Origin of the sequence: Bacillus sp. S14(2024) (genome assembly GCF_050473785.1) — a bacterium.
In the GTDB taxonomy this organism is placed as follows: Bacteria; Bacillota; Bacilli; order Bacillales; family Bacillaceae_G; genus Bacillus_A; species Bacillus_A yunxiaonensis.
On sequence record NZ_JBFLUP010000006.1, the window covers coordinates 546,707 to 555,000 of the forward strand.

Here is an 8,294-nt window from a genome sequence, read left to right on the forward strand (position 1 = left end):
AGAAAGAGGCTGACATCCAAAAGTTCATTGAAGCTTGACTTTTGGATATTGGTCTCTTTCTTTATCCCGCTATGGGAGCTTACTGCTGACATACACCCGATGTGTTCAATTTGCCAAGAAAGTCATAATCTCTTCATATACGTGTTCCGGTTTTTCTTCTGGTAATAAATGTCCTGTGTCTTTATAAGAGATAAAGTGTGAATGCTGCAGGTCATTGTGCAATCGGTGTCCAACATTAATAGGAACAATACGATCTTTTTCTCCCCAAATGAGCAAAGTAGGGATATTAATTGTTTGTAGTTCTTTTGATGTTAAATCGCCTTCACGGTCACGAAGCATTCGTGTTAAAGCAGGAAAGATGCGATTATCATAAAAAGGTGCTGCATAGCCCTGCATCATTTCGTCATCGATTAATGAGTGGTCATGTACGACATTCATCAAATTGTGAACGATCCCTCGTCTTATAATCCAATTTTTTACGTATAAATGAAAGAACGGTAAATAAGAAGTATAAATAAGCGGTAATTTTGCTCGTGATAAATAGCTTGAGCTGCATAAAAGAACTGTTTTTTGAATTAAATCAGGCCGTAATTTACTTACATATAACGCAATTTGCCCACCCATCGAATGTCCTACTAAAATAACGTTTTTGGTTTGTAAATGTTCTATGAGTTCAATAACAATTGTTGCCAGGTTTTGATAGGAATATGTGAAATGATACGATTTATCACTTTTTCCAAATGGCGGTAAATCTAGAGCGATCACGTTCCCTTGCTGAGCGAGCAGTGGGATGAGACGCCGATAGCTAAAGGTTGAAGAGAGAAAACCGTGAATTAAGACAAATGTTGGTTTTTCTTCTTCGATGAAAGACTGATAGAGCTCATAATGAACCGTAATTCCTCTTGTAGAAAAGGTGAAGTGGGGGAGGTGAACTTCTTTTTCCATCTTCATCACTCCGTCGTTTTTTGTTCATATCATCTCCTTTTCAGGAGAAATTATCCCATGGAGGAAGTGAAAACAGGAGAAAAAGCAAACCAACTATAAGGTCCCAATTAGTGAGGGGTAACCTTCTGGAGAAGAGCGTCCTCGAAGGGAATTTTGTTGTATATAAAGTATATAAAAAAGACAAAACCATTGTGACATGGCCTTGTCTCTTTATCCCGCTATTCGTGGGGGGAGTTCAATGATTATTTCAGTTCATTGACGAGGTTTGGCGGTGTTTTCCCTTGCAATCCAGCTACTAAGTTCTTTGCTGCTGTCATCGCCATCGCTTGTCTCGTTTTTAATGTTGCGGAACCGATGTGAGGGAGCGTAACGGCATTTTGCAGAGATAACAGCGGGTTATCTTTTTCAATTGGTTCTTGTGTAAATGTATCAATACCTGCTGCGAAAATTTTCTTTTGCTGCAACGCTTCAATTAATGCAGCTTCATCTACTGTTTTTCCGCGGGATGCATTAATAAAAACAGCTGTTTCTTTCATAAGATTAAATTCTTTTTCCCCAATTAAATGATAAGTTTCTTCTGTTAGTGGTGTAAGTAGAACGATAAAGTCTGCTTTTTGCAGTAACGTTTCTAATTCACAATATGTTGCGTCAAGCTCTCGTTCTGCTTTTTCTTTACGGCTTCGATTGTAGTACAAAACGTCCATATCAAATCCGAATTTCGCGCGTTTTGCAACAACTTCTCCGATGCGCCCCATGCCGATGATTCCAATCGTTTGATGATGAACGTCTAAGCCGAAATGCTCTTTGCTAATTTCTGCATCCCATTTTCCGGATTTCACGTAACGATCAAGTTCGCAAACACGGCGAGAGGCAGATAACATTAATGCAAATACGAGATCAGCAACAGTATCATCTAACACGTATGGTGTATTTGTTCCGATTATGTTTCTTTTTTTCATGGCTTCAATATCGAAGTTGTCATAACCGACGGAAATATTACTTACCACTTTTAACTGCGGAGCTGCTTGGAGTAGTTCTTCATCAATAATTGCCCCGAAATTTAATAATCCGTGTTTATCTTTTACTTTTTCTAATAGTACATGGCGCGGGACTTTTTCGTTCCTGTCCCATGCTTCGTATTCGTAATGCTCAGCAATGTATTCTTCAACAAAGGCAGGAACTTGTTCTGCAATGTATACTCTTTGTTTCATGGTTTCATCTCCTTTTTATATGATCCTGCTACTTTGGGCAGTAAGACTCTCACCTTAAGATTCTAAGAGAACAAAGAAGATAGGTGAGAGCTTCCCATCAGTGGGGGATGAAAAAACTCTCCACTGATGAAAGTTTCACTTTATCCCGCTCTAACAGACGCTATTGCTTAAAGTCTTTTCGTGGAAGGAGCGTCCGTAAGAGCCCGATTGGTCCAACTAACCTTTTGGAGAAGAACGCTCCAAAAGGAAGTTTCACTTTATTGTTACATAATTCTCTGAAAAAATCTTCTTTTCAAATAGGAAAAGAAGTCTGTATAATTTAGAAAATATACAAAAGGGGAAGGACGAATATGATGGAAGAAAAAGTATTAGAATTGTTAGCTTGTCTTGAAAAGAATAGCCGATTATCTGAAGAAACATTAGCTAAAATGTTAAACATAGATGTAGAAGAAGTAATAGCGATTCGTGGAAAATTGGAAAAAGAAAAAGTGATTGTAGATTATGCTACGCTAATTGATTGGACAAAGGTAAAAGAGCATACAGGTTTAACAGCAATGATTGATGTAAAAGTTACACCGAAGCATGGCGTTGGCTTTGACGCAGTAGCGGAGCAAATTTACCGATATCCAGAGGTGAAGTCGGTTTATTTAATGTCAGGTACGTATGACCTTTCCATTACCATAGAAGGAAAAGGGATGGCTGAAGTTGCGACATTTGTAGCAGAAAAGTTAGCAACAATTGAATCTGTCGTATCAACAACAACGCATTTTATTTTGAAAAAGTATAAACATGAGGGAATTATATATGAAAACAAAGATGATGATAAGCGAATTGTGGTGACACCATGAGTAAATTTGAATTATCGAAAGTTGCACAATCTTTACAACCGTCCGGTATTCGTAAGTTCTTTGATTTAGCGGCCGGCATGAAAGGCGTTATTTCATTAGGTGTTGGAGAGCCTGACTTTGTAACGCCTTGGAATGTAAGACAAGCTTGCATTCGTTCATTAGAAGAAGGGTATACGGCATATACGGCGAATGCTGGATTATTAGAGCTTCGCGAGGAAATTGCGAAATACTTAGAAAAACAATTTGCGGTATCTTATGACCCGAAAGAAGAAATTATTGTAACGGTTGGAGCAAGCCAGGCGTTAGATGTAGCAATGCGTGCAATTGTAAATCCTGGTGATGAAGTGATTATTATTGAACCGAGTTTTGTATCATATGCACCGCTTGTTACGCTAGCTGGCGGAGTACCTGTACCTGTTTCGACATCTCCAACTGACGAATTTAAAGTGCAGCCGGAGCAGATTGAAGCTGCAATTACAACGAAAACAAAAGCGGTTTTATTATGTTCGCCAAACAATCCGACAGGAACGCTCTTAAATAAAGAAGAGCTAGAAAAACTTGCGGTCATTATAGAGAAATACAATTTAATCGTACTATCCGATGAGATTTATGCAGAGCTTGTTTATGATGAGACATATACAAGCTTTGCGAGTGTGAAGCATATGCGCGATCATACAATTTTAATCTCTGGTTTTTCGAAAGGGTTTGCGATGACAGGCTGGCGCCTAGGGTTAATTGCGGCCCCTCGATATTTTATGGAATTAATGTTAAAGATTCATCAATATTCTATGATGTGTGCGCCGACGATGTCGCAATTTGCAGCATTAGAAGCACTTCGCTCTGGAGAACAAGAAGTTGTTCGAATGCGTGGGAGCTATAAACAACGCCGAAACTTTATAACGACTTCATTTAATGAAATGGGATTAGATTGTCATATGCCAGGCGGAGCATTCTATGTATTTCCTTCGATTCGTTCAACGGGATTATCTTCGGCGGAATTTGCCGAACGATTATTATTAGCGGAAAAAGTCGCTGTTGTACCTGGAAGTGTGTTTGGGGAGAGTGGTGAAGGATTTATTCGCTGTTCATATGCAACATCACTTGAACAACTTATGGAAGCGATGAAACGTATGAAACGGTTTATAGAGAACGAAAAAAGGACAAAACATAATACGTTTTGTCCATAAAAGGGGGGGAATACTAGAAAGCCATGTGTTAGTATTTTATCCCGATATTTGAAGATTTATACATGATAAGGAAAATTTTTTCATGACTTTTGAATGAAATGCTAGTAAGTGGTATAATTTACTAATACAATAGGTAAAACATATGGGAGTGTTTCTTATGTCAGACAAATACACAACAGGAGTGGTTGTGAAGGGAAAAGTGACAGGAATTCAAGATTACGGTGCATTTGTTGCATTAGATGAAGAAACGCAAGGTCTTGTGCATATATCTGAAATTACAAATGGATATGTGAAAGATATTCATGATTTTTTAAAAGTCGGGGATGAAGTAGAAGTAAAGGTGCTTTCAGTTAATAGAGAGAACGGAAAGATGAGTTTATCATTGAAGGCTGCCAAACGTAAACAAGGAAAAGTGCGTATACCGAATCCGTCTGCAAACGGATTTAACACATTGCGAGAAAAGTTAACAGAGTGGATTGAAGAATCTCAAATCACAAAATAAAAGCAGGGAGCATAGCTCCCTGCTTTTATTTCTTGTTCACCAAGTAGTCGGTGAATGTTATAGATTATGATATAAAATAATCAAACGTTTCTTTTCCTGCACTTTAATCAGTATAAAAAAACGTCCGTATGTCGGAAGTTAGTAAAGCATCATATATCTCCACTTGTTTAAAAACAAGTGGAGATGCATGTTTTATAATATCATTTTAGAATGCTATTAGATTTATCGTACTTCGCGTGCTTCTGGGTGTGTTCCGAGCTCTTCAGAAGGTTTAAATAATAAACCAAGGTTAATTAAACCTGCAATACCTACAATACCGTAGATAATTCGAGCAAGTGCTGTATCTTGCCCTCCAAAGATAGCTGCTACTAAATCGAATTGAAAGAAGCCAATGAGTCCCCAGTTTACTGCGCCGATAATCGTAAATACTAAGGCAATGCGTTGTAATGTACTCATTTTAAGCAGTCCCTCCTTAAATGATGAAGCAAAAACGAGATACATTTGCTCGTTTAATGAAGCTTCCTTTATAGAATGGATACCTTTTGTTGTTCTTATACCCAAAAAATTAAAATTTCTCATTGTATACTTGTCTATACCGAAAAACGGAAGTTATGACGATTTTGTAAAAAAAATAAATTGGCTACGCTTACAATTTGTAGTTCGCTTGATTTACAACTGTGGTTTCGCTAAAGTGAAGACAGAAATACATATACATATTGTATTGGAGGGAAAAAGATGAGCACACATGTAACGTTTGACTATTCAAAGGCGTTATCGTTCATCAGTGAACAAGAACTAACATATTTACGTGATGCAGTAAAAGTATCACATCATGCAATTCATGAAAAAACAGGAGCAGGAAACGACTTCTTAGGTTGGGTAGAACTTCCGCTTGCATACGATAAAGAGGAATTTGCTCGCATTCAAAAATGCGCTGAGAAAATTAAAAATGACTCTGACATTTTACTGGTTATTGGGATTGGTGGTTCTTACTTAGGTGCACGAGCAGCGATTGAAATGTTAAATCATTCCTTCTATAATACGCTGTCTAAAGAACAACGTAAAACTCCACAAGTGCTATTTGTTGGACAAAACATTAGCTCTACTTATATGAAAGATTTAATGGATGTATTAGAAGGTAAGGACTTCTCTATTAATGTTATTTCCAAATCAGGTACAACAACAGAGCCTGCAATTGCGTTCCGTATTTTCCGTAAGCTATTAGAAGAGAAATACGGAAAAGAAGAAGCACGTAAACGTATTTATGCAACGACAGATAAAGCGCGCGGTGCTTTAAAAACATTAGCTAACGAAGAAGGATACGAAACATTCGTGATTCCAGATGATGTTGGTGGCCGTTTCTCTGTATTAACACCAGTTGGTTTATTACCGATTGCTGTAAGTGGTTTAAATATTGAAGAAATGATGCAAGGGGCAGCTGTAGCTCGTGATGACTTTGCGAAATCAGAGCTTGAAGAAAACCCAGCTTATCAATATGCAGCTGTGCGCAATGCTCTATACAATAAAGGTAAAACAATTGAAATGCTTGTTAACTACGAACCAGCACTTCAATATTTTGCTGAATGGTGGAAACAATTATTTGGTGAGAGTGAAGGAAAAGATCAAAAAGGTATTTTCCCATCTTCTGCAAACTTCTCAACTGACCTGCATTCTTTAGGTCAATACATTCAAGAAGGACGCCGTGATCTATTTGAAACAGTTTTAAAAGTAGGGAAATCTACACACGAACTAAAAATTGAATTGGATGAGAACGATTTAGATGGATTAAACTATCTTGCTGGTGAAACAGTGGACTTCGTTAACACAAAAGCATACGAAGGAACATTACTTGCACATAGCGATGGCGGTGTACCAAACTTAATCGTCAATATTCCTGAACTAAATGAGTATACATTCGGCTATCTTGTATACTTCTTCGAAAAAGCATGTGCGATGAGCGGCTACTTATTAGGCGTAAATCCATTTGACCAACCAGGTGTAGAAGCATACAAGAAAAACATGTTTGCTCTACTTGGAAAACCAGGATTCGAAGAACTAAAAGCAGAGCTGGAAGAACGTTTGAAATAAGAAAAGCTGTTGGGGTGATCCCAACAGCTTTTTTTATGTGCGTTTCGAATATTACCGAAGGGTCTTTATATTATGTCGAAGCACCGATATATGGAGCGCGAAATGGGTATGCTAAAAAAAATCTAGAAAGGATGATACATTTGATTGGGATTCATTCAAAATTAGAAGGACAAACATTTGCTCTTTTCCAGTTAGAAGAAATATTAAAGCCGCTCGGCTATACAATCGGCGGGAATTGGGATTATGAGAAAGGATGTTTCGATTATAAAATAGATGAAGAGGAAGGGTATCAATTTTTACGATTACCGTTTACAGCTGTTGAAGGAGAGCTTGATGTAAATGGAGTTATCGTTCGTCTTGATACACCGTACCTTCTGTCGCATGTGTATCAAGACGAACTAGATGATGAAGTGAATACATTTACAGCAGGGATAACGTCTTTTGATCAGTTTGCAGAACCAAAAGATTCAGATGGAGATATTCAAGCAAAATATATTGATATTGGAAAAGCTTTAGTTCGGGAATTAGAAGGATACTTGCTTAATGTTTAATTACAATCAGTAAATCATTTTTTTTCAGAGTAAATGAATGGCTAGGATTTATATGATAGTTTCCATCACGTTGTAGGCCGAGTAAGAGTATATTTTGTTTTAATAAAGTACAGTTACAATATTCGAATGTTTCACCATCATATTGCTCGGGAATATGCAGGAGTTGTAATTTATTTGCAGTAATTTCATTGTAAATTGTAAACAGCACTTCTGAAATCGAAGGAAATAATAAAGAAGCGGCAAACACATAACTTGTTAATTTATTTCCTTCAATAATTTCTGTTGCGCCTGCTCGTTTGGCGTTATGGACTTGGTCGGAAGTTAACATTTCGACGATACAATAAATATTTGGGTTTAATCCTTTCGCTGTTAAAATGGTTAAAATAGATTGCGTATCAGCAGAGCTCTCGCTTTTTTCTTTGTCAGCTGTAATCAAAATAGTATGTGCAGTACGAATGTTTGCTTTGAGTAAAATATGATCATGATGAGGACAACCTTTAATAAATTGTAAATGATGAAATGACTTAGGGAGTAGAGGGAGTGTCTCATCTATAAGAACAATATCAAGGTTTGGTTGTAATACGCGCAGTTGACTTACTACATGCTTCACACGTTCGTTCCAACCGACAACAATCATATGTTTATGACAAGAGGCGGCCTCTTCACCTTTTATTTTCATATATTGTTTACTAATCATTTCTGTAGCAAATGAGACCATATAATAAGAACCGAATCCGGTTCCTAACAAAATGAGAATAATTGCGAGGATTCTTCCTTGTACACTATGAGGAACGTAATCGCCGTATCCAACAGTGAATGTCGTAACAAGTGCCCACCATATACCATCAAACCATGTTTGAAAGTGAACGGGTTCTAATTTGTATATAAGAAATCCAAAGAAGAGAATGAATAAACCAATTAAGGTGACCAATCGCAAAATGATAGAGTTGCGAAATGTGTCT

General features: G+C 37.4%; 9 protein-coding genes (1 of these 9 cut by a window edge). 5 read left to right on the plus strand and 4 right to left on the minus strand.

Going from position 1 to position 8,294, the window contains the following annotated elements; all coding sequences use genetic code 11:
• Positions 1-105: 105 nt before the first annotated feature.
• Positions 106-945 (minus strand): alpha/beta fold hydrolase, encoded by an 840-nt coding sequence (locus AB1279_RS02995; protein WP_429757780.1) that lies wholly within the window; start codon positions 943-945, stop codon positions 106-108.
• Positions 946-1,187: 242 nt separating this feature from the next.
• The gene (locus AB1279_RS03000; RefSeq protein WP_429757781.1) at positions 1,188-2,156 is read right to left on the minus strand and encodes a 2-hydroxyacid dehydrogenase; all 969 of its coding nucleotides are present in this window, start codon (positions 2,154-2,156) and stop codon (positions 1,188-1,190) included.
• Between the two features lie 350 nt (positions 2,157-2,506).
• Between AB1279_RS03000 and AB1279_RS03005 the strand changes: the two genes are divergently transcribed.
• The 3 genes from AB1279_RS03005 (at position 2,507) to yugI (ending at position 4,693) form a co-directional block, all read left to right on the plus strand.
• Positions 2,507-3,004, plus strand: a complete 498-nt coding sequence (locus tag AB1279_RS03005) for an Lrp/AsnC family transcriptional regulator (RefSeq protein ID WP_429757782.1) — start codon at positions 2,507-2,509, stop codon at positions 3,002-3,004.
• On the plus strand, positions 3,001-4,191 hold the full coding sequence (locus AB1279_RS03010) for an aminotransferase (RefSeq protein ID WP_429757783.1): 1,191 nt from the start codon (positions 3,001-3,003) through the stop codon (positions 4,189-4,191). The genes AB1279_RS03005 and AB1279_RS03010 overlap by 4 nt, the downstream gene beginning before the upstream one ends.
• A gap of 157 nt (positions 4,192-4,348) precedes the next feature.
• Entirely contained in the window at positions 4,349-4,693 is a 345-nt protein-coding gene (yugI, locus tag AB1279_RS03015; protein ID WP_098309219.1) for a S1 domain-containing post-transcriptional regulator GSP13, read from the plus strand.
• A 222-nt stretch (positions 4,694-4,915) separates the two neighbouring features.
• On the opposite strand, the gene AB1279_RS03020 is transcribed toward yugI, so the two are convergent.
• Positions 4,916-5,149 carry a DUF378 domain-containing protein gene (locus tag AB1279_RS03020; RefSeq protein WP_377880077.1) on the minus strand — a complete coding sequence of 78 codons (234 nt, stop codon included), beginning with the start codon at positions 5,147-5,149 and terminating at the stop codon, positions 4,916-4,918.
• 279 nt (positions 5,150-5,428) lie between these two features.
• Here AB1279_RS03020 and AB1279_RS03025 point away from each other — a divergent pair, with 279 nt between their 5' ends.
• Complete coding sequence (locus AB1279_RS03025; RefSeq protein WP_429753328.1) at positions 5,429-6,781, plus strand: glucose-6-phosphate isomerase; 1,353 nt, start codon at positions 5,429-5,431, stop codon at positions 6,779-6,781.
• A 140-nt stretch (positions 6,782-6,921) separates the two neighbouring features.
• Positions 6,922-7,332: a YugN-like family protein gene (locus AB1279_RS03030; protein ID WP_429757784.1), complete on the plus strand. Its 411-nt coding sequence runs from the start codon at positions 6,922-6,924 to the stop codon at positions 7,330-7,332.
• On the opposite strand, the gene AB1279_RS03035 is transcribed toward AB1279_RS03030, so the two are convergent.
• Positions 7,322-8,294: the 3' portion of a potassium channel family protein gene (locus AB1279_RS03035; protein WP_429757785.1), read on the minus strand. The gene runs 23 nt beyond the window's last position; 973 of the gene's 996 nt are visible here — the last part of the coding sequence; its start codon lies beyond the right edge, outside the window; its stop codon occupies positions 7,322-7,324. The two genes, AB1279_RS03030 and AB1279_RS03035, sit on opposite strands and share 11 nt — an antisense overlap.

Bases quoted from the DNA above. Each gene is read 5' to 3' on its own strand.
- AB1279_RS03020 (WP_377880077.1), bottom strand. From the start codon at position 5,149: ATGAGTACATTACAACGCATTGCCTTAGTATTTACGATTATCGGCGCA.
- AB1279_RS03025 (WP_429753328.1), top strand. From the start codon at position 5,429: ATGAGCACACATGTAACGTTTGACTATTCAAAGGCGTTATCGTTCATC.
- AB1279_RS03010 (WP_429757783.1), top strand. From the start codon at position 3,001: ATGAGTAAATTTGAATTATCGAAAGTTGCACAATCTTTACAACCGTCC.
- AB1279_RS03005 (WP_429757782.1), top strand. From the start codon at position 2,507: ATGATGGAAGAAAAAGTATTAGAATTGTTAGCTTGTCTTGAAAAGAAT.
- AB1279_RS03000 (WP_429757781.1), bottom strand. From the start codon at position 2,156: ATGAAACAAAGAGTATACATTGCAGAACAAGTTCCTGCCTTTGTTGAA.
- AB1279_RS02995 (WP_429757780.1), bottom strand. From the start codon at position 945: ATGGAAAAAGAAGTTCACCTCCCCCACTTCACCTTTTCTACAAGAGGA.
- yugI (WP_098309219.1), top strand. From the start codon at position 4,349: ATGTCAGACAAATACACAACAGGAGTGGTTGTGAAGGGAAAAGTGACA.